The organism is Microbacterium sp. SLBN-111 (assembly GCF_049739645.1).
Classification (GTDB): domain Bacteria; phylum Actinomycetota; class Actinomycetes; order Actinomycetales; family Microbacteriaceae; genus Microbacterium.
The window spans coordinates 2825845-2845612 of sequence record NZ_JBMGQH010000001.1; the positions used below are offsets into that span (position 1 = coordinate 2825845).

General features: G+C 70.4%; 20 protein-coding genes and 1 pseudogene. 10 read left to right on the forward strand and 11 right to left on the reverse strand.

The window, feature by feature from the left end; genetic code table 11:
• Positions 1-59: 59 nt before the first annotated feature.
• On the forward strand, positions 60-1250 hold the full coding sequence (locus RKD05_RS13085; RefSeq protein ID WP_424710609.1) for an AI-2E family transporter: 1191 nt from the start codon (positions 60-62) through the stop codon (positions 1248-1250).
• Positions 1247-2476, forward strand: coding sequence for a threonine ammonia-lyase (gene ilvA / locus RKD05_RS13090; protein ID WP_022879597.1), 1230 nt, complete (start codon positions 1247-1249; stop codon positions 2474-2476). Before RKD05_RS13085 ends, ilvA begins: the two co-directional genes overlap by 4 nt.
• Positions 2477-2550: 74 nt before the next feature.
• On the opposite strand, the gene greA is transcribed toward ilvA, so the two are convergent.
• On the reverse strand, positions 2551-3042 hold the full coding sequence (gene greA / locus RKD05_RS13095) for a transcription elongation factor GreA (protein ID WP_022879596.1): 492 nt from the start codon (positions 3040-3042) through the stop codon (positions 2551-2553).
• Between the two features lie 112 nt (positions 3043-3154).
• Positions 3155-3550, reverse strand: a complete 396-nt coding sequence (locus RKD05_RS13100; protein WP_424710611.1) for a DUF4307 domain-containing protein — start codon at positions 3548-3550, stop codon at positions 3155-3157.
• 63 nt (positions 3551-3613) lie between these two features.
• Here RKD05_RS13100 and RKD05_RS13105 point away from each other — a divergent pair, with 63 nt between their 5' ends.
• A complete protein-coding gene (locus RKD05_RS13105) occupies positions 3614-3889 on the forward strand; it encodes a hypothetical protein (protein ID WP_424710614.1) in 276 nt (91 codons plus the stop codon).
• 31 nt (positions 3890-3920) lie between these two features.
• Here the strand turns inward: RKD05_RS13105 and trhA are convergent, their stop codons facing one another.
• Complete coding sequence (gene trhA / locus RKD05_RS13110) at positions 3921-4613, reverse strand: PAQR family membrane homeostasis protein TrhA (RefSeq protein ID WP_424711853.1); 693 nt, start codon at positions 4611-4613, stop codon at positions 3921-3923.
• Positions 4614-4777: 164 nt separating this feature from the next.
• Between trhA and RKD05_RS13115 the strand changes: the two genes are divergently transcribed.
• A complete protein-coding gene (locus RKD05_RS13115; protein WP_036328304.1) occupies positions 4778-5551 on the forward strand; it encodes an isoprenyl transferase in 774 nt (257 codons plus the stop codon).
• A 187-nt stretch (positions 5552-5738) separates the two neighbouring features.
• Positions 5739-7118, forward strand: a complete 1380-nt coding sequence (locus RKD05_RS13120) for a PhoH family protein (protein WP_063257256.1) — start codon at positions 5739-5741, stop codon at positions 7116-7118.
• A 295-nt stretch (positions 7119-7413) separates the two neighbouring features.
• Here RKD05_RS13120 and RKD05_RS13125 read toward each other — a convergent pair whose 3' ends face one another.
• The 7 genes and pseudogenes from RKD05_RS13125 to xseA all read right to left on the reverse strand — a co-directional run bounded on the left by RKD05_RS13125 (position 7414) and on the right by xseA (position 13805).
• On the reverse strand, positions 7414-8070 hold the full coding sequence (locus tag RKD05_RS13125) for a response regulator transcription factor (RefSeq protein ID WP_424711855.1): 657 nt from the start codon (positions 8068-8070) through the stop codon (positions 7414-7416).
• Positions 8071-8208: 138 nt separating this feature from the next.
• Positions 8209-9483, reverse strand: a pseudogene (locus RKD05_RS13130) (ATP-binding protein); the annotation flags it as partial.
• A 50-nt stretch (positions 9484-9533) separates the two neighbouring features.
• Positions 9534-10928, reverse strand: a complete 1395-nt coding sequence (locus RKD05_RS13135) for a class II fumarate hydratase (RefSeq protein WP_424710616.1) — start codon at positions 10926-10928, stop codon at positions 9534-9536.
• 34 nt (positions 10929-10962) lie between these two features.
• On the reverse strand, positions 10963-11583 hold the full coding sequence (locus tag RKD05_RS13140) for a carbonic anhydrase (protein ID WP_148286501.1): 621 nt from the start codon (positions 11581-11583) through the stop codon (positions 10963-10965).
• A gap of 35 nt (positions 11584-11618) precedes the next feature.
• On the reverse strand, positions 11619-12251 hold the full coding sequence (locus tag RKD05_RS13145; protein WP_424710619.1) for a DUF4245 family protein: 633 nt from the start codon (positions 12249-12251) through the stop codon (positions 11619-11621).
• Entirely contained in the window at positions 12251-12490 is a 240-nt protein-coding gene (locus tag RKD05_RS13150) for an exodeoxyribonuclease VII small subunit (protein ID WP_424710622.1), read from the reverse strand. The genes RKD05_RS13145 and RKD05_RS13150 overlap by 1 nt, the downstream gene beginning before the upstream one ends.
• Position 12491: 1 nt before the next feature.
• Positions 12492-13805, reverse strand: a complete 1314-nt coding sequence (gene xseA, locus RKD05_RS13155) for an exodeoxyribonuclease VII large subunit (protein ID WP_424710624.1) — start codon at positions 13803-13805, stop codon at positions 12492-12494.
• Positions 13806-13893: 88 nt separating this feature from the next.
• Between xseA and RKD05_RS13160 the strand changes: the two genes are divergently transcribed.
• The 4 genes from RKD05_RS13160 to RKD05_RS13175 all read left to right on the forward strand — a co-directional run bounded on the left by RKD05_RS13160 (position 13894) and on the right by RKD05_RS13175 (position 17293).
• The gene (locus tag RKD05_RS13160) at positions 13894-14934 is read left to right on the forward strand and encodes a 4-hydroxy-3-methylbut-2-enyl diphosphate reductase (protein ID WP_083896653.1); all 1041 of its coding nucleotides are present in this window, start codon (positions 13894-13896) and stop codon (positions 14932-14934) included.
• Complete coding sequence (locus RKD05_RS13165) at positions 14931-15473, forward strand: DUF6264 family protein (protein ID WP_424710627.1); 543 nt, start codon at positions 14931-14933, stop codon at positions 15471-15473. The genes RKD05_RS13160 and RKD05_RS13165 overlap by 4 nt, the downstream gene beginning before the upstream one ends.
• Positions 15474-15526: 53 nt before the next feature.
• Positions 15527-16030 carry a sigma-70 family RNA polymerase sigma factor gene (locus RKD05_RS13170; RefSeq protein WP_424710629.1) on the forward strand — a complete coding sequence of 168 codons (504 nt, stop codon included), beginning with the start codon at positions 15527-15529 and terminating at the stop codon, positions 16028-16030.
• Positions 16031-16747: 717 nt separating this feature from the next.
• Positions 16748-17293 carry an MOSC domain-containing protein gene (locus RKD05_RS13175; protein ID WP_424710632.1) on the forward strand — a complete coding sequence of 182 codons (546 nt, stop codon included), beginning with the start codon at positions 16748-16750 and terminating at the stop codon, positions 17291-17293.
• A gap of 192 nt (positions 17294-17485) precedes the next feature.
• Here the strand turns inward: RKD05_RS13175 and fbaA are convergent, their stop codons facing one another.
• The gene (gene fbaA / locus RKD05_RS13180) at positions 17486-18514 is read right to left on the reverse strand and encodes a class II fructose-bisphosphate aldolase (RefSeq protein WP_022879579.1); all 1029 of its coding nucleotides are present in this window, start codon (positions 18512-18514) and stop codon (positions 17486-17488) included.
• A 179-nt stretch (positions 18515-18693) separates the two neighbouring features.
• On the opposite strand from fbaA, the gene glpX reads away from it, so the two are divergent.
• Positions 18694-19683 (forward strand): class II fructose-bisphosphatase, encoded by a 990-nt coding sequence (gene glpX, locus RKD05_RS13185; protein ID WP_063257273.1) that lies wholly within the window; start codon positions 18694-18696, stop codon positions 19681-19683.
• The last annotated feature ends 85 nt before the right edge of the window (positions 19684-19768 follow it).

The following is a 19768-nucleotide window of genomic DNA, read 5'->3' on the forward strand; positions in this document are numbered from 1 at the left end:
TAGGCCGGACCTCCGACATCCCGGCGTGGGAGCGGCGGGCGCAGCGGTAGGCTGACGGGATGACCGGAACCGATCCCGAGGACCGCGGATCGTTCTTCGACGCCCTGCGTCGACGCACCGTCTCGAGCGACCTGTCGCCCGCCGTTCCGCCCGCTCTGCGGCAGACGACGGCCTACGCGTGGCGACTCCTCGTCATCGCGGCCGCCCTCGGCGTGGTGGTCTGGCTGGTCATCCAGCTCAAGCTCCTCGTGGTGCCGTTGCTCGTCGCGATCCTCGTCACCGCGCTCGTCTGGCCGGCGTTCTCCTTCCTGCTGCGGCATCGGTGGCCGCGCTGGCTCGCGATCGTCGTGACGGTCGTCGGCACGATCGCGATCATCTCGGGTCTCGTGTGGCTGGCGGTGTGGCAGATCACGCGCGAGTTCGGTTCGGTCCAGGAGCGGACCGTCACGGCCGTCGGCCAGTTCCGCCAGTACCTCATCGACGGACCTCTGCACCTCAGCGCGCAGCAGATCGACGACGGCCTGCAGCAGGCGGGATCCTTCCTGCAGCAGCAGGCGGAGGTGCTGTGGACGGGCGCCCTGGCGATCGGGACCACGATCGGCCACGTCGCCACCGGGCTCCTGCTGACGCTCTTCATCCTGCTCTGCCTGCTCGCGGACGGCGGCGGTATCTGGCGCTGGACGACGCGGCTGTTCCCGCGGGCGGCGCGTCCCGCCGTCGACGGCGCCGGACGCGCCGGTTGGCGGACGGTCATCACGTACGCGCGCACGCAGCTCCTCGTCGCGACGATCGACGCGGTCGGCATCGGCCTCGGCGCCTTCCTGCTCGGAGTGCCACTGGCCATCCCGATCGGCGTCCTGGTGTTCCTCGGCGCCTTCATCCCCTTCGTGGGAGCCGTGGTCACCGGAGCGCTCGCGGTCTTCATCGCGCTGGTCTACAACGGGCCGCTCATCGCGCTGTTCATGCTCATCGTGGTGCTGGGGGTCCAGCAGCTCGAGAGCCACGTGCTGCAGCCCATCCTCATGGGCTCGGCCGTGAAGGTGCACCCCCTCGCGGTGGTGCTGGTCGTCGCCGGGGGAGCCATGATCGGCGGCATCCCCGGTGCGCTGTTCGCGGTGCCGCTCGCCGCGTTCGTCAACGTCGTCTCGGTGTACCTCAGCAGCCACGCGTGGCGGGACGGCGGTTCCTCCGTCGACTCCGCCGACCTCATCTGGCAGACCGTGCCCCGCGACCGCGGAAGGAGATCATGAACGACACGCCCACCCTGGCCGAGTTCGAGGATGCCGCGCAGACCCTGCGCGGCATCATCACGCGGACCCCGCTCGACGAGTCGCAGCACCTGAGCGAACTGCTCGGCGTGCCGGTGCACCTCAAGCTCGAGAACCTGCAGCGCACCGGTTCGTTCAAGATCCGCGGCGCGACATACCGCCTCTCCCGTCTCACGGCGGAGGAGCGGGCGCGCGGTGTCGTCGCCGCGTCCGCGGGGAACCACGCCCAGGGCGTGGCTCTCGCGGCGCAGCAGCTGGGGATCTCGGCCACGATCTTCATGCCGCTGGGCGTGCCGGTGCCCAAGCTCCTCGCGACGCGCGGCTACGGTGCCGAGGTGATCCTGGAGGGCGCGACCGTCGAGACGCCGCTGCGCCTCGCGGCCGAGTTCGCCGAGCGCACGGGCGCGGTACTGATCCCGCCGTTCGACCACCGCGACATCATCGTCGGCCAGGGCACGCTCGGGCTCGAACTCGTCGAGGACCTCCCCGACCTCGACACGATCATCGTCGGCATCGGCGGGGGCGGGCTCGCGGCCGGTGTGGCCGCCGCCGTCAAGGCGCGCGCGGCTGCCGAGGGCCGCGACGTGCACATCATCGGCGTGCAGGCCGAGAACTCCGCCGCCTACCCGACGTCCCTCGCGGCGGGATACCCCATCCAGGTGCCCACGACCCCGACGATCGCCGACGGCATCGCCGTCGCCCGCCCGGGCGACCTGCCGTTCGAGCTCATCCGCCAGTACGTCGACGAGGTCGTGACCGTCACCGAGGACGACATCGCCCGTGCGCTCCTCGTGCTGCTCGAGCGCGCCAAGCAGGTCGTCGAGCCCGCGGGGGCGGTCGGCGTCGCCGCGATCCTCGCAGGCAAGGTCCGGGCCGCGGGGACCACGGTCACGATCCTCTCCGGCGGCAACATCGACCCGCTGCTGCTTCAGCGCGTCGTGGCCCACGGGCTCTCGGCATCCGGTCGCTACATGTCCCTGCGGATCCCGCTTCCCGACCGCCCGGGGCAGCTCGCGCGCGTGTCGGACCTGCTCGCGCAGGTCGGGGCGAACGTCATCGAGGTGCTGCACACGCGGCACGGGCAGGGCCTGCAGATCAGCGAGGTCATCCTGCAGCTGAGTGTCGAGACGCGCGGGGCCGAGCATCGTGCCCTGGTCATCCGCACGCTCGAGGAGGCCGGCTTCACCGCCACCGTCATCTCGGACTGAGGCGCACGCGGCGCCCCCGGAAACGCGAAGAGCCGCTCACCCCGACCGGGGGAGCGGCTCTCGGCGTTTCCGGGTCACTGACCCGAGTACGTCTCGACCTTCACGATCTCGACGGCGATCTGCTTGCCGTTGGGCGTGGTGTACGAGCCGCTGTCGCCCTCTTTGAGGCCGAGGATCGCGGCGCCGAGCGGGGACGCCTCGCTGTAGACGTCGAGCTCGGAGTCGGCGGCGATCTCGCGGTTGCCGAGGAGGAACTTCTCCTCCCCGCCGGCGATGATCGCGGTCACGACGGTGCCCGACTCGACGACGCCCGTGCTCTCGGGGGCCTCGCCCACCTTGGCGTTCTTGAGCAGCGCCTGGAGGGTGCGGATGCGGGCTTCCTGCTTGCCCTGCTCGTCCTTCGCGGCGTGGTAGCCGCCGTTCTCCTTGAGGTCGCCTTCTTCGCGGGCGATCTCGATGCGCTTGGCGATCTCTTCGCGGCCCGTGGTGGAGAGGTGCTCGAGCTCGTGGGCGAGACGGTCGTAGGCATCCTGGGTGAGGAACGTCACCTGAGCGTCGCTGGACACGGTGGTCTCCTTCGTCGATCCGGCCGACGGGAGGGGCGACGAAAGCGCGGTCCCGCCGGGACATATGTCGAACGCCCCGGCTTCGAGCCGGGGCGCGTCTAGGAAATCGAGACTACGGCACCCAGCAGGAGTTGACAAAACCCGTGGTCGCCAGCGCAACGGTCGGGATCTCCTCCGAGAACGCCTGGGTGTGATCCTGGGATGCCGGGTACTCCACGACCCGCCACCCGACCGTCCCGTGGTCCTCGTCCTGGGCCTCGAGGGCGCACGCGACGGGCTTGCCGACGGGGGCGGAGATCTGGAACGAGATCGTCACGCGCTGGGCGTCCGCCACCGTGAATCCGGTGTCGGTCGTCGAGACCGACCCGAGGGTGTTGGACACGGTGATCCACCCGAGTGCGACCGTCAGCCCGAGCGCTACGATCCCGACGATGCTCCACTGCACGATGCGCCGTCGCGGCGACCGGGTGCGGCCGTAGCGATCGTCGAGCACGGCTTGCGTCGTCATGGTCTCCCCGGGCTTTAGGCTGGACTTCCAGGCTACGCGCTTCCGCCCGGACCGAAGGACTCCATGCTCACCGCGCTCGCGGCCCTCGCGGCCACGCCCACCCCCGCGTCGACTCCCGACGAATCGATCGTGACCCCGGGGCCGCTCGGCTTCGCCGCGGTCGCGTTCGTCGGTGTGGCGGTGATCCTGCTCGTGTGGGACATGCTGCGCCGGATCCGCCGCGGTCGTTACCGCGAAGAGGTCAACGCCGAGCTGGATGCCGAGGAGCAGGCGCGGGCGGCCCAGGCGGCGAGCGAGACCGACGACGAGGACATCGACCGGGACGCTCCTCGCAGCTGACGGTGGCCGCGGGGACGCGGCATCCGTTCGACTAGCCACCGTGATACGCCGGGGCGAGGGCGATCAGCAGGCACGCGGTCCAATGGCACAGGAACGCCAGCACGGTGCACACGTGGAAGATCTCGTGGAAGCCGAAGTGGCCGGGCCACGGATTCGGGCGCTTGAGGGCGTACACGACCGCACCGATCGTGTAGAGCACGCCGCCGACCACGACGAGCACCATCATCGCGACGTTCGCGTCCAGCAGGTCGACGATGTACATCACGGCGGCCCACCCGAGCGCCAGATACAGCGCGACGTAGAGCCATCGGGGTGCGTTGATCCAGAAGACGCGGAACAGGATGCCGAGAATCGCACCGCCCCAGACGATCGACAGCAGCAGCACCGTCTTCGGCGTCGGAAGGGCCAGCACCGCGAGCGGCGTGTAGGTGCCGGCGATGAGCAGCAGGATGTTCGCGTGGTCGATGCGCTTGAGGACGGCCTTGGTCTTCGGCTTCCAGTTGAACCGGTGGTAGAGCGCCGAGTTGCCGAACAGCAGCATCGAGGTGGCCGTGAAGACCGCCGACGCCCACTTCGCGGGGGCGCCGTGCGCGAGCGTGATCAGGACGATCCCCGCGGCGATCGCCACCGGGAACGTGCCGGCGTGGATCCAGCCGCGCCACGTCGGCTTGAGATCGGCCTGCGCGCCGACGGCCCCCGCTTCCAGGAGCGGAAGCTGGGGCATCTCGGGTCCGTCGGTCGGGGTGGTGGATGTCACCCTTCGAGGGTACGACGGGCCCCATACCGGACCCCGTACATGGACAGCGTTCTGTGGGCAGACGCCCAGCGACGCGCCCCACGGCGCCGGACGCAGGCGCCGCGACGCGATAGCGTAGGCGCGTGGCGCGCGTGTGGAGGAACGAGGGGCGGGGTCCCCTCTACCGGCTGTACATTCAGCGCCTCCGTCGCCAGATGCCGACCACCGTGCCGCACCACGTCGCGATGATGATCGACGGCAACCGCCGGTGGGCGCGCCAGCTCGGCTTCGACAGCGCGGCGCACGGCCACCGCGCCGGAGCCGCGAAGATGCACGAGTTCCTGCGATGGTGCGACGATCTCGGCATCCGAGTCGTGTCGTTGTACCTGCTGTCCAACGACAACCTCCGCAAGCGCGATCCGCGGGAGCTCGAAGACCTCATCGACATCATCGCGGAACTCGCCCGCGAGCTGTCGCACGAGCCCGACTGGCGCGTGCAGCACGTGGGGCGTTCCGAGGAGCTGCCGCCCGCTCTCGCCGAGGTGCTGCACGAGGTCACCGAGCGGACGCGGTCGCACACGGGGCTGCACGTCAACCTCGCCGTCGGGTACGGCGGCCGCAGTGAGATCGTGGATGCCGTGCGCAGCATCATCGCGAAGCACGACGAGCGCGGGGGCACGCTCGAGGAGCTCGCGGCGAGCCTCACGCCCGAGCAGATCGGCGAGCACCTGTACACCGGCGGTCAGGCCGACCCGGATCTCGTCATCCGCACGTCGGGAGAGCAGCGCCTGAGCGACTTCCTGCTGTGGCAGTCGGCGCACTCGGAGTTCTACTTCGTCGAGGCGCTGGGGCCGGATCTCCGTGAAGTGGACTTCCTGCGCGCCATCCGCGACTTCGCCGCGCGCGATCGCCGTTTCGGTCAGTAGCCGCGACACCAGCGTTAACGCAGTCGTCATTTTTCCGGGCGTGTTCGCGACCCCGGCGGGGGCGCGCGAGGCCTTACGGTGAGGTCATCGGGCACGGAGCCCGATCGAGTCGGCCTTCGGATCGCGACTCGTGACCCACAGGTCGACTCGTGACAGCCGGGTGAGACACCCGGGTCGGGAGTGGGTTGTGACTGCACGAGCACCGTACGACCAGCGGAACGTCGACGCTTACGTCGCTGACAGCAGTGTTTCGGAATCGGATGCCTCAGCCGATCAGGCTCTGCGCACGTACGTTCTGGACACCTCCGTTCTGTTGAGCGATCCGCGGGCGTTCTTCCGCTTCGCCGAGCATTCGGTCGTGATCCCGGTCGTGGTGATCACCGAACTCGAGGGCAAACGCCACGATCCCGAGATCGGCTACTTCGCCCGGCAGGCGCTGCGCCATCTCGACGAACTGCGCATCGAGCACGGGCGCCTCGACTTCCCGGTGCCCGTCGGCACCGATGGCACGCTCCGGGTCGAGCTCAACAACACCGACCCCTCGGTGCTCCCGTCCGGCATGCGCCTCGGCGACAACGACAGCCGCATCCTCGCGGTGGCGATGAACATCGCCCGCGGCGGCGTCGAGGTCACGGTCGTGTCCAAGGACCTCCCGATGCGCGTGAAGGCCGCGTCCCTCGGCCTGACCGCGGAGGAGTACCTCGCCGAGCAGGCGATGGACTCGGGCTGGACCGGTATCGCGTCCCTCGACGTCTCCGGCGACGACCTCAGCGACCTGTACGAGGCGGAGGTCGCTTCGAGCGACGACGTCCGGGGGCTTCCGGTCAATACCGGCCTCATCATCCACTCGGAGCGCGGCTCGGCGCTCGGCCGCGTGACCGGCGACGGGGAGTTCCGCCTCGTCCGCGGCGACCGCGACGCGTTCGGTCTGCACGGCCGCTCGGCCGAGCAGCGCATCGCCCTCGACCTGCTGCTCGACCCGGAGGTGGGCATTGTCTCGCTCGGTGGGCGTGCCGGCACCGGCAAGTCGGCCCTGGCACTGTGCGCGGCGCTCGAGGCGGTGCTGGAGCGCCAGCAGCAGAAGAAGATCATCGTCTTCCGTCCGCTGTTCGCCGTCGGCGGGCAGGAGCTGGGGTACCTCCCCGGCGACCAGGCGGAGAAGATGAACCCGTGGGGGCAGGCGGTGTTCGACACCCTCGGCTCAGTCGTCTCGGGCAACGTCCTCGAGGAGGTGCTCGCGCGCGGTCTGCTCGAGGTGCTCCCGCTGACCCACATCCGCGGACGCTCGCTGCACGACGCCTTCGTGATCGTCGACGAGGCGCAGTCGCTCGAGCGCAACGTGCTCCTCACCGTGTTGAGCCGCATCGGGCAGAACTCCCGCGTCGTGCTCACGCACGATGTCGGTCAGCGTGACAACCTGCGCGTCGGCCGTCACGACGGTGTCGCCTCGGTGATCGAGACGCTGAAGGGCCACGCGCTCTTCGGCCACGTCACGCTCACGCGCTCCGAGCGCTCGGCGATCGCCGCGCTCGTGACCGAACTGCTGGAGGCCGGCGAGCTGTCCTGACCAGGGCGAAGAAGGGGTCGGGATGCCAGGCATCCCGGCCCCTTCTCTGTCCGGTGCCGCGCAGATGAGAGGTTTCTCATCTGCAGCTCTCGGGATTCTCACGGGGAGCAACCAGAGTGGTCTCAACGGCGAGGGAAACTTTGCCGCCGCCACCGGCGGTTCCCCCTGATAAATGAAAAGAGATCGGTTCGCCGAGCAGGTCACCGACGTTTCGGGTACGTCGGAAGACCGCCGCGGATCATCTCCCCAATCCCCCCGGTTTCCCCCCAACCGGGGGTTTTTGGGTTTTCGGCGCCTACTGCCAGCGGTAGCCCGCGCCGCGGACCGTGACGATGCGGGCCGCCCCGAACTTCGCGCGCAAGTAGCGCACGTAGACATCGACGACGTTCGACCCCGGGTCGAAGTCCAGGCCCCACACGCGACTCAGCAGCTGCTCACGGCTGAGCACCTGACCCGCGTGACGCAGGAACTCCTCGGTGAGGGCGAACTCGCGCGCGCTGAGGTCGACCTCGCGTCCCCCCACCGTGGCGCGTCGGGTGAGGACGTCGAGCGACACGTCGCCGTGGGCGATCGTGATGCTTCCCAAGGGTGTGGGCTCGCGGAGACGCGAGCGCACGCGGGCGAGGAGCTCGTCGAACTTGAACGGTTTGGCGACGTAGTCGTTGGCGCCCGAGTCCAGCCCGTCGACCGTGTCGCGCGTGCTCGTCCGGGCGGTCAGCATGATGACCGGAATGGGGGAGCCCTGCCCGCGCAGACTCCGCAGCACCTCGAAGCCGTCCATCGTCGGGAGCCCCACGTCCAGCAGCACGAGGTCCACCTCCCCCGACAGGGCCGTGTCGAGCGCATCGGCCCCGTCGTCGACGATGAGGGTCTGATAGCCGGCGGCCTCGAGACCCTTCGCCACGAACGCGGAGATGCGCTCCTCGTCTTCGGCGATGAGGATGCGGGTCATCCGGTGGCCTCTCTCTGCAGGACGACATCGCCGGCGCGGACCGGGCGTGGGGAGATCGGTCGCGGCGTGCGTGCCCCCCAGGGGGATGTGCAGTGTCACGGTCGCGCCGCCGCCGGGGGTGTCGGCGACGCTGCAGGTTCCCTCGTGCGCCTTGGCGATGGCATCCACGATGGAAAGGCCCAGGCCGGACCCGTCGACTCCGCGCCGCGTCGAGACGCGATCGAACCGGCGGAACACCCGGTGGCGTGCTGCGGGAGGGATGCCGGGTCCGTGGTCGCGTACCCACAGGTTCGCCACCGTGCCGTCGGTGGAGCTGCCGATCTCGATCGGGCTGCCGGCGGGGGTGTACTTCGCGGCGTTGTCGGCCAGTTGCAGCCAGGCTTGCACGAGCCGGTCGTGATCGCCGACGAAGGTGCCGCGTCCGCGGGCCTCGACGGTCCAGGTGTGCTCGGGGATGGCGGCGACCAGCTCGCCGACGCGATCGGTGAGAGCGCCGACGTCGATGACCCCGGACGACAGCGACCCGCTCTCCACGTCCGCCAGGGCGTCGATGTCGTCGACGAGTCGCGAGAGCCTGTCCAGCTCGGCGATGCCGAGGTCGCGCGTCTCGACGACGTCGTCGGGGTCGGCGGGGTTCATCGTCTCGAGATGCCCGCGGACGATCGTGATCGGCGTCTTCAGCTCGTGGCGCACGTCGTCGAGAAGTTGGCGCTGCTGCTCGACCGACATCGCCAGCCGGTCGAGCATCGAATTCACCGAGGCGGTCAGATCGGCGATCTCGTCGTTGCCGTCGGCGGACACGCGGGTGCCGAGGTCGGCGATCGTGATCGCGTCGGTCGTGTCGCGGAGTTTTCGGAGCGGTGAGAACAGACGACCCGTGACGAACCAGCCGGCCACCCCGACGGCGAGCAGCACCGCCGCTCCGGCGATCGCGTACGTCATCGTCGAGAGCGTGACGAGCTCCATGCGCTGGTCGATCGAGATGGCCTGGACGATCGAGGCGTCGCCGTCGCGGACGGCCGCGAACAGCACGGGACCGGCGGCCGACGACAGGCGACCGCGCGTGTCGCCGCGATCCAACGCGGCGCGGAGGTCGCTGAGGAACGCGGTGTCGCCGGCGAGCGCCAGCCCCGGCGGGGCCGGAGTGGTCGCGAGAACCGTCGTGTCGTTCAGCGCGAGGGTGCCGTCGGTGCGCCCCGGTACGGCCGCTGCGACCAGGTCCGCCGGATCCTGACTGCTGACCGAGACGGTCGAGACGAACCCGTCGAGTTGCCGCTCCGCGTTCGCGATGACCCGCGCGCTCTGGACGAAGAACGTCACGCCACCGGCGAGGATGAGCCCGAGCAGCACGACGCCGAGGATCGCCGAGAGGAGCCGCACGCGCGCCGAGACGGGTCTCGAGCGGGGGGTCATCCTCCGATTATGGCGGTCCTCGGCGTCGTTGCGGGGGTCGTTGCGCGGGTTCAGCCCGGGTGGGTCATCGACAGCAGGTCGAGCTTGGCGTCGAGCACCTCTTCGGTGATCTCGCCGCGCTCGACGTAGCCGAGGTCGACGACGGCCTCGCGGACCGTGATGCCCTTTGCGACGGAGTGCTTCGCGATCTTCGCCGCGGCCTCGTAGCCGATGACCTTGTTGAGCGGCGTGACGATCGAGGGCGACATCCCCGCGAAGGCCTCGGCGCGGGCGACGTTGGCCTCGAGCCCGTCGATGGTCTTGTCGGCCAGCACTCGCATGGCGTTCGAGAGCAGGCGGATCGACTCCAGCAGCGCGGTGCCCATGACGGGGATCGCCACGTTGAGCTCGAACGAGCCGGACGCGCCGGCCCACGCGACGGTGGCGTCGTTGCCGATGACCCGCGCGCACACCATGAGGGTCGCCTCGGGGACGACGGGGTTGACCTTGCCGGGCATGATCGAGGAGCCCGGCTGCAGGTCGGGGATGTGGATCTCGCCGAGGCCTGTGTTGGGGCCCGAGCCCATCCAGCGGATGTCGTTGTTGATCTTCGTCAGCGACACCGCGATCGTGCGCAGCGCGCCGGAGGCCTCGACGAGCCCGTCGCGGTTGGCCTGCGCCTCGAAGTGGTCCTTGGCCTCGGTGATCGGCAGCTCGGTCTCGGCCGCGAGCAGCTCGATGACCTTCTGCGGGAACCCGAGCGGGGTGTTGATGCCGGTGCCGACGGCCGTTCCGCCGAGCGGCACCTCGCCGACGCGGGGGAGCGTGGCGCGCACGCGCTCGATGCCGAGACGCATCTGGCGCGCATACCCGCCGAACTCCTGGCCGAGCGTAACGGGCGTGGCATCCATCAGGTGGGTGCGCCCCGACTTGACGATGCCCTTCCATGCCTCGGCCTTCGCCTCGAGCGCCACCGCGAGGTGGTCGAGCGCCGGGATCAGGTCGTCGATGAGGGCCTGGGTCACGGCGATGTGGACCGAGGTGGGGAAGACGTCGTTCGAGGACTGCGAGGCGTTCACGTGGTCGTTCGGGTGGACCGTGTCGCCGAGGATCCGGGTCGCGAGGGTCGCGAGGACCTCGTTCATGTTCATGTTCGACGAGGTGCCGCTGCCGGTCTGGTACGTGTCGACCGGGAAGTGCGCGTCGTACGCGCCCGTGATGACCTCGTCGGCGGCCTGGGCGATCGCGTCTGCGATGCGCGGGTCGAGCGTGCCGAGCTCCTTGTTCGCGAGGGCGGCGGCCTTCTTGATGCGCGCGAGCGCGGCGATCTGCGTCGACTCCAGCCCCGAACCCGAGATCGGGAAGTTCTCCACCGCACGCTGTGTCTGCGCGGCGTAGAGGGCGTACTTGGGCACCCGCACCTCACCCATGGTGTCGTGTTCGATGCGGTACTCGATGTCGGTCACGTCGTCGTTCCTCCAGATCGTTTGTCGTGCGGTGTCAGGCGGCGTGGGCGTCGTCGACGTCGCCCACGCTCACGACGGGGACGGCTTCCCCGTCGGCGAGTCGGTAGTTGGCTCCCACGACCGCCACCCGGCCCTCGGCCACGGCTTCGGCGATGAGCTCGGAAGCGCGGAGGAGGTCGGCGACGGTGTGGCGAAGGTGTTCGCGGCCCACGAGCTCGGCATCCACGTGATCGGTCGGGCGGCCGGCGGCGGCCTCCTCGCGGATCACGCGGCGCACGGCCGGGACGATCGGCGCGATCTGGCGCCAGATGTACGGGGGCAGATTCGGGGCGTCGACGGCGGTGCTGTCGATCGCGGCGCCGACTGCGCCGCACGCGTCGTGGGCGAGCACGACGATCAGGGGCACGCCGAGGACGCCGACGGCGTACTCGAGGCTGCCGATCACGGAGTCGGAGATGACCTGGCCGGCGTTGCGGACGACGAAGAGGTCGCCCAGGCCCTGGTCGAAGATGATCTCGGCGGCGAGGCGCGAGTCGGAGCAGCCGAACAACGCGGCGGTGGGGTGCTGCGAGTTCGCCAGCTCGGCGCGGCGCTCGACGTCCTGGCGGGGGTGCGCCGGATCGCCCGAGACGAAGCGCCGGTTCCCCTCGAGCATCTGGGTCCACACGGCCTGGGGGGTCAGGGCATCGCTCACGGGGTCTCTCTCAGTTCTCGAACCTGGGCGGTGACGGATGCCGCGGCGATCGCGGTCGTTTCGGGGCTGGCGTCTCCGTAGATCAGCACCTGGTCGGGGCCGGCCGGGGTCGACAGCGCGTACGTGACGTTCCCCGCACGTTCGGGGTCGCTCGGGCGGTAGACGTTCCAGTCGATGCCGTCGATCGCGACGGTCTCGGTGCTGCGCGCGCCGCCGAGGATCTGCGCCACCCATTCCTCGCCCGTGTCGAGCCCCTGCGCGACGCGCACGAAGCCGGACTCGCCGGAGCGGACGTACACCATCGTCCACGCCTCGGTGCCGCCCTGGCCCTCGGTCGTGGCCTGGTTGACCCGCCAGCCGTCGGGGAGCGTCGGCGACAGGGCGGGGCGGCCGATGTCCTTCGACAGGTCGGCGGCGAGGGCTGCGACGTCCGGTTGGGGACGCGGGGCGGGTTCGCCGCGGGGCACGGCCGCGATCACGACCAGCACCACGCCGACGGTGACGAGCAGCGCGGCGATGAGGTTGCGGAAGGTCTTGCTCGAGCGGTACCGCCGCGAGGATTCGGCCTTGCGGGCGGCGGTCTCCTCCGGCGTCTCGGGGCGGCCGAGCTCGGCGACGACGCGTGCCATCAGGACTCCTCGCCCTCGCCGCGCGCGGCATCCAGCCGGCGCTTCGCGCCCAGCAGCCACTCCTCGCAGCGGGCCGACAGTCGTTCGCCGCGTTCCCACAGCGCGAGCGACTCCTCCAGCGTCGGAGCGCCCTGCTCGAGTTCGGCGACCACGCGGACCAGCTCGTCGCGCGCCTGCTCGAACGACAGGGATGCCACGTCGGCGGAGGGGCCGGAAGGCGTCGCGGTCATGGCATCCATCTTAGGCTCGCCCGTCGGCCGGGCCGCCGTCGGCGGAGGAGGCCGCCTCGCCGATCGGGCCTGTGGAGGAGGAGCCGAAGGCGCCCTCGGCGACGGTCACGACCACGCGGGTTCCGGCCGGCGCCTGCGCCGCGTCGCGCACGATTCCGCCGCCCTCGACCTGCGCGATGGCGTACCCGCGCGCCAATGTCGCCTCGGGCGAGAGCGCCCGGAGCGACGCCCGCAACTCGCGCGTGCGCCGTTCCTCGCTCTGCAGGCGGCGGTCGACGACGTCGCGCCCGCGGGTGGCGAGCATCCAGACGTCCTGCGCCCGGGCGGTGAGCATCGAGTGCGGCGTGCGCAGCACCGGTCGGGAGCGCAGCTGTTCGAGCTGCGCGATGTCGTGCAGCACGCGCTGGGTGAGCCGGTTCGTGAGGCGCGCCCGCAGCTGTGCGACGAGGGCGCGCTGCTCGCTCACGTCCGGCACGACGCGCTTGGCGGCATCCGTCGGTGTGGAGGCGCGCACGTCGGCGACGTCGTCGAGGAGAGGACGGTCGTTCTCATGGCCGATGGCGCTCACGACAGGAGTGGATGCCGCGGCCACCGCGCGCACCAGTCGCTCGTCGCTGAACCCGAGCAGCGTCTGCGGATCCCCGCCGCCGCGCGCGATCACGATGACATCGACCTCGGGGTCGGCGTCCAGCGCCTTCAGCGCGGCGAGGGTCTCGGGGACGCACCGGTCGCCCTGCACCGCGGCGTAGCGCGTGCGGAAGCGCACCTGCGGCCAGCGCAGCTCGGCGTTGCGGTGCACGTCCTTCTCGGCATCCGAGTTCTCGCCCGTGATCAGTCCGATGCAGTGGGGGAGGAAGGGCAGCTTCTTCTTGCGCGCGGGGTCGAACAGCCCCTCGGAGCGCAGCTGCGCGCGCAAGCGCTCGAGGCGCTCCAGCTGCTCGCCGAGGCCGACGTGCCGCATCGCCGACACGGCGAACGAGAAATCGCCGGTGCGGGGGAAATAGTCGGCCTTGACGCACGCCACGACGTGGTCGCCGACCTCGAAGTCCTTCGGGAGCCGCGCGAGCGTGCTCGACCAGATACGGAAGGCGACGGTCGACTCGCTGCCGAGGTCTTTCAGACGCCCGAAGACGTTGCCCCCGCGGCGGTTGAACGACGTGATCTCGCCCTCGACCCACACCGAGCCCCACCGCTCGATGAACCCGCGGATGGTGTCGTTCAGGCGCGACACCGACGTGGGCGCCTCGTTCTTCGAGTCGCGCGGGTGGACGGAGTCGGCCGGGGGCGCCTGGCCCTCGACGGCTTCGGGTCGGAAGGAGGTCATGCTCTCTCAGGGGGTCGGTGATGGGCGGTTCGGCCGTCGTCCAGGGGCGCCCCGGTAGAATCGAGGAGTGAGCACACCTGCCGTCCACCTGCCCGTTCCCCGGATCCCGGGTCGACGCGGGCGGCTCCAGGATATCCCCGTCCACGGACAGAAGAAGGTGCTGTTGGCGGCGCCGCGCGGCTACTGCGCGGGTGTGGACCGCGCGGTCATCGCCGTCGAGAAGGCGCTCGAGCGCTACGGCGCGCCGGTGTACGTGCGCAAGCAGATCGTGCACAACATCCACGTCGTCACCGAGCTCGAGAAGAAGGGCGCGATCTTCGTCGACGAGGTCGACGAGGTGCCGGAGGGCTCGCACGTCGTGTTCAGCGCGCACGGAGTCTCGCCGGCCGTGGTGTCGGCGGCATCCGATCGGCACCTCCAGGCGATCGACGCGACCTGCCCGCTCGTGACCAAGGTGCACCGCGAGGCCGTGCGCTTCGCCCGCGACGACTTCGAGATCCTGCTCATCGGCCACGAGGGACACGAAGAGGTCGAGGGCACCGCGGGCGAGGCTCCCGAGCACGTCACGGTCGTCAACTCGCCGGAGCACGCCGACACCGTCGAGGTGCGCGACCCGTCGAAGGTCGTGTGGCTCTCGCAGACCACGCTCTCCGTCGACGAGACCATGGAGACCGTCCGTCGTCTGCGGCTGCGCTTCCCCGAGCTGCAGGATCCGCCGTCCGACGACATCTGCTACGCGACCCAGAACCGCCAGGTCGCGATCAAGAAGGTCGCGCGGGACGCCGACCTCGTGATCGTCGTGGGCTCGGCCAACTCCTCGAACAGCGTGCGGCTCGTCGAGGTCGCGCTCGAGCACGGCGCCAAGGCCGCGTACCGCGTCGACTACGTCGACGAGGTGCGTCAGGAATGGCTCGAGGGCGTCGAGACCGTGGGCGTCACGAGCGGCGCGTCCGTGCCCGAGGTGCTGGTCACCGAGGTGCTGCAGGAGCTCGCGGGTGCGGGCTACCGCGATGTCGAGGAAGTGCGCACGGCCGAGGAGGACCTCATGTTCTCGCTCCCCAAAGAGCTTCGTCAGGATGCCTCGGGCAAGCGCGACCAGCGTGCCCTGGGCGGCCGGGGCCGCGCGTGACCGACGGCGACGAACGACCGCGGCCGCAGTACGGCGAATACGCGACTCCCGAGGAGCAGCGTGCGCGGATCCGACGTCCCGAGGTGACGGAGTCGCTCGAGGCGGGAGTGGCTCCCCGACCGGAGCCGCCGATCGCTGCGCCTCCGGCCGCAGCCCCGAAGCCGGGTCCGCTCGCGGATCGGTTCGTCACCTTCGGTCTCCTGATCTACGGCTTCGTCAATGTCGTGACGACGATCATCCAGCTGCTCGATTTCCCCGGGTACGCCGAGCGGGCCGCTCGGCTCTTCGGTGTCGAGGCCACGTATACGGCTCTGAGCGCCGGCTACGTCTGGGGGGCGATCGCCTCCGTCGTCTACGGCGTCGGGTACCTGCTCACCGCGTGGCTGACGTGGCGTCGTCTTCGTCGGGGCCGGATCGCGTTCTGGGTGCCGCTCGTCGGGTTCGTCGCGACGACGGTGGTAGCGAGCGTGTGCGTCACGATCGCGCTGACGTCCGACCCCTCGTACTTCTCTTCTCTCACCGGCGCCTTCCTGAAATGAACCTCTGCGCCCGGCATCCCGTGTTCTCCTGAGGACGACAGGAGGGAGCCGGCATGCGAGACGATCACGCGCAGCTGACCGCGTTGTACGACGCGCACGCGGCACCCGTCTGGCGCTACGTGGTCAGTCTCACGGGCGACCATGCCGGGGCGGACGACGTCGTGCAGGAGACCCTGCTGCGCGCCTGGCGCACGCCGCGCGTCATGGCGGACGACCCCTCGCGCCTGCGCTCGTGGATGTTCACCGTCGCCCGCAACATCGTCATCGACGACGCCCGCAGCGCGCGTCGTCGTCACGAGCAGCCCGTCGAGGAGCTTCCCGAGACGGCGGCCGGAGACGACACGGATGCCATGTTCGACGCGCTGCTCGTCGAGGAGGCGCTCGCGACCCTCACCCCCGACCATCGTGCGGTCATCGTCTCGGCCTACTACGGCGGTCGCAGCGTCGCGCAGGCTGCGGAGGAGCTCGGCATCCCCGCCGGAACCGTCAAGTCGCGGCTGCACTACGCCGTGCGCGCGCTGCGCCTCGCGCTGCAGGAGAGGGGCGTGACGCGATGACCTCCGAACACGAGCGGTTCGCCACCTGGGACGGCGCGTACGTGCTGGGTGCGCTGTCGGCCGCGGATCGCGGTGAGTACGAGCGCCACCTCGACGAGTGCGTCCTGTGCCGCGCCGCCGTCGCGGAACTCGCTCCCACCGCGGGGCTCCTGTCGCGACTGTCGCCCGAGCGGGCGCGCGCGATCGACGGCGGGGATCCTGCCCTGCGCGCGGCACCCCGCGCTCCCGACCCCGCGCTGCGCGGACGGCTGGTCCGCACGGTGCGGCGCCGCCGACGCCGGACGGTCGCGCTGTGGGTGGGGGCGGTCGCCGCGGCTCTCGTCCTGATCGCGGTTCCGAGCGTCGTGGCGCTCACCAGCACCCCGACCGACGGCACGGGCACCGTGTACGCCCTCGACGACGTCGCGGGCGCCCCGCTCGAGGCATCCGTCAAGCTCACCCCCGTCGAGTGGGGTACGCGCATCGACCTCGTGTGCAGCTACAGCGGGGAGGTGTTGGACGCCCCGCCCGGCGGCTGGCCGTACGCCCTCGCCGTCACCGACGACTCCGGTGCGACGACGATGCTCTCGACGTGGCGCGCCGGGTCCCGGATCGACGACGGAGCTGAGCGCGGGCACCGACGTGTCGGCATCCCGGATCGACTCCATCGAGATCCGCACCGCCGACGGCGACCGCGTCGTGATGCGACGGGACTTCGGCAGCCCGTAGCATCGACGGATGCCGAGCCTCCTCGCCGTCTGCGCCGTCCACGCCCTGCGCCCGGACTCCGGATCCGTCGGGGTCACCGCCATCGACAAGCGCGCGCTCGACGGCGCGGTGCGGATCGGTCCGCTGGGCGTGCGGGCGGACGTGCAGGCGAGCCGCAAGCATCACGGCGGCCCCGACAAGGCCGTCTACGCCTACGCGCAGGACGACGCGGATTTCTGGGAGCGGGAACTCGGGCGCGAGCTCGCGCCCGGGTGGTTCGGCGAGAACCTGCGGCTCGACGGCATCGACGTCAACGCGGCGCGGATCGGTGAGGTGTGGCGGATCGGCGAGACCGTCCGGCTCGAGGTCACGATGCCCCGGACCCCCTGCGCGACGTTCGCGCGCTGGGTCGGCGGCGCGGCGTCGCGCGGCTGGGTGAAGCGGTTCTCGGACGAGGGTCGCCTCGGCGCCTACCTGCGGGTGCGCCGCGCCGGTGAGGTGCACGCCGGGGACGCCGTCGAAGTCGTCTCGTCGCCGCCCGACGCCCCGACGGTGCTGGAGATGTACCGGTCCTAGCCGACGTCCGGGCGCGCCCTGCGGTCGCGTCTGTCCGCGAGACTGCACGCCGCTGGCATCTCGGCTGCAGGATGCGCGCGGGATGTCAGGCGGATGAAGTCTCGGCGTGAGGAAGCCCCTGCGGATGCCGTTACCCTCGCGGCCCGGAACGCACGAACGCCCCGGCCGGAGCCGGGGCGTTCGTGGCGGGGATCAGCCCTGGGACTTGCCGAAGGAGCCGAGCTGCTTCGTCGCCTCGACGACGCGGACCGCCATCGCCGACTCGGCGACCTTGCCCCACGCGCGGGGGTCGTACTGCTTCTTGTTGCCGACCTCGCCGTCGACCTTCAGGACGCCGTCGTAGTTGGAGAACATGTAGCCCGCGATCGAGCGGGTGAAGGCGTACTGCGTGTCGGTGTCGATGTTCATCTTCACGACGCCGTTCGAGACGGCCAGCGCGATCTCGGCGTCGGTCGAGCCGCTGCCGCCGTGGAAGACGAGGTCGAGCGGCTTCGGGCCGGTGCCGAACTTCGCGGCGATGCCCTCCTGGATCTCGCCGAGGAGCTCGGGGCGGAGCTTCACGCCGCCGGGCTTGTACACGCCGTGCACGTTGCCGAAGGTGAGGGCCGAGATGTAGCGGCCGTTCTCGCCGAGGCCGAGACGCTCGACGGCCTTCGTGACATCGGCGACGGTGGTGTACAGGGCCTCGTTGGAGCCCTCGTGCGCGACGCCGTCCTCTTCGCCACCGACGACGCCGACCTCGATCTCGAGGATCGCGTTGATGTTCTTGAGGCGGGGGAGCAGCTCCGCGGCGATGTCGATGTTCTCGTCGAGCGGCACGGCGGACCCGTCCCACATGTGCGACTGGAAGATCGGGTTGCGGCCGGCCTTGACCTCTTCCTCGGATGCCTCGAGGAGGGGGAGCACGAACCCGGGGAGCGCGTCCTTCGGGCAGTGGTCGGTGTGCAGCGCGACCGTGATGGGGTAGTTCTTCGCGACCTCGGTCACGTACTTGGCGAATGCGAGCGCGCCGGTCGCGCGGGCCTTGACGGTGTGACCGGCGAAGTAGTCGGCGCCACCGGTGGTGACCTGGAGGATGCCGTCGGAGCCGGCCTCGGTCAGGCCCTGGAGCACGGCGTTGATGGTCTGCGAGCTCGAGACGTTGATCGCGGGGTAGGCGAAGCTACCGGCCTTGGCGCGGTCGAGCATGTCGGCGTACTGCTCAGGGGTGGCGACGGGCATGGAGATGCTCCTTGGTCGTGACTGGGACACCGTCACTCTAGCGAAGGCGCACGATCATGACGGGCCGTCGCCGCAAGGAACAGGGGCGTTCTCCTGTTCTGTTAAGAAACGCCATTCCTTCGTTCCAGAGCGCGCGAAATCCGGGGATTGTCGCCGAGCCGCTGATTACAGTGGGCAGCATGGTGAGCCTGACGTCCGACATGAGTCCCCTGCATCCCGATCGGAACCTGGCTCTCGAGCTGGTGAGGGCGACGGAAGCCGCCGCGATCCGCGCCGTTCCGTTCATCGGTCGTGGCGCCAAGGAAGCCGCCGACGGTGCCGCCGTCGACGCGATGCGCGCCTTCTTCAGCACCGTCAACTTCGATGGCACGATCGTCATCGGCGAGGGCGAGAAGGACAACGCCCCGATGCTCTACAACGGCGAGCGGGTGGGCAACGGCAAGGGCCCTCAGTGCGACGTGGCGGTCGACCCCATCGACGGCACCTCGCTCACGGCCGCCGGGCGACAGAACGCGCTGTCGGTCATCGCTGTCTCCGACCACGGATCGATGCTGGATGCCTCGAGCGTGTTCTACATGGACAAGCTCGTGACCGGACCGGCCGGTGTCGGCGTCGTCGACATCCGCCTCCCCATCGGCGAGAACATCCGCCTGCTGGCCAAGGCGCTCGGCAAGCCCGTCGACGAGATCGTCGTGTCGGTGCTGAACCGCCCGCGTCACGAGCAGCTCATCGCCGACATCCGCGAGGCGGGCGCCGGCACCCGCCTCATGAGCGACGGCGACGTCGCCGGCGGTATCAACGCCGCCCGCCACAACGCCCGCACCGACATGTGCGTCGGGATCGGCGGCAGCCCCGAGGGCATCGTCACCGCGTGCGCCATCAAGGCGCTGGGTGGCCACATCCAGGGTGTGCTCGCGCCGCGCGACGACGCGGAGAAGGAGAAGGGCCGCGACGCGGGGCTGAAGGTCGACGGCGAGGTCTACGAGGCGGACGACCTCGTGAAGGGCAAGAACACGATCTTCGTCGCCACGGGTGTGACCGACGGTCAACTCGTCCAGGGCGTCCGCCGCGACGGCGACTTCATCTACACAGAGAGCGTCGTGCTGCGCGGGGCCTCGGGCACGCTGCGCCGGATCTCCTCGGAGCACCTGACCTCGAAGTGGCTCTGACGCGAGGGGTCCCTGACGCCGAGACTGCATCGGGCTGACATCGATTGCAGCGTGTCGCCGAGTTGTCAGCGGCGTGCAGTCTCGC

Bases quoted from the DNA above. Each gene is read 5' to 3' on its own strand.
- RKD05_RS13100 (WP_424710611.1), bottom strand. From the start codon at position 3,550: ATGACGACGCAAGCCGTGCTCGACGATCGCTACGGCCGCACCCGGTCG.
- RKD05_RS13140 (WP_148286501.1), bottom strand. From the start codon at position 11,583: ATGCTCGAGGGGAACCGGCGCTTCGTCTCGGGCGATCCGGCGCACCCC.
- ilvA (WP_022879597.1), top strand. From the start codon at position 1,247: ATGAACGACACGCCCACCCTGGCCGAGTTCGAGGATGCCGCGCAGACC.
- RKD05_RS13175 (WP_424710632.1), top strand. From the start codon at position 16,748: ATGCCGAGCCTCCTCGCCGTCTGCGCCGTCCACGCCCTGCGCCCGGAC.
- RKD05_RS13085 (WP_424710609.1), top strand. From the start codon at position 60: ATGACCGGAACCGATCCCGAGGACCGCGGATCGTTCTTCGACGCCCTG.
- trhA (WP_424711853.1), bottom strand. From the start codon at position 4,613: ATGCCCCAGCTTCCGCTCCTGGAAGCGGGGGCCGTCGGCGCGCAGGCC.
- RKD05_RS13170 (WP_424710629.1), top strand. From the start codon at position 15,527: ATGCGAGACGATCACGCGCAGCTGACCGCGTTGTACGACGCGCACGCG.
- glpX (WP_063257273.1), top strand. From the start codon at position 18,694: ATGGTGAGCCTGACGTCCGACATGAGTCCCCTGCATCCCGATCGGAAC.
- RKD05_RS13145 (WP_424710619.1), bottom strand. From the start codon at position 12,251: ATGGCACGCGTCGTCGCCGAGCTCGGCCGCCCCGAGACGCCGGAGGAG.
- RKD05_RS13150 (WP_424710622.1), bottom strand. From the start codon at position 12,490: ATGGATGCCATGACCGCGACGCCTTCCGGCCCCTCCGCCGACGTGGCA.
- RKD05_RS13125 (WP_424711855.1), bottom strand. From the start codon at position 8,070: ATGACCCGCATCCTCATCGCCGAAGACGAGGAGCGCATCTCCGCGTTC.
- xseA (WP_424710624.1), bottom strand. From the start codon at position 13,805: ATGACCTCCTTCCGACCCGAAGCCGTCGAGGGCCAGGCGCCCCCGGCC.
- fbaA (WP_022879579.1), bottom strand. From the start codon at position 18,514: ATGCCCGTCGCCACCCCTGAGCAGTACGCCGACATGCTCGACCGCGCC.
- RKD05_RS13105 (WP_424710614.1), top strand. From the start codon at position 3,614: ATGCTCACCGCGCTCGCGGCCCTCGCGGCCACGCCCACCCCCGCGTCG.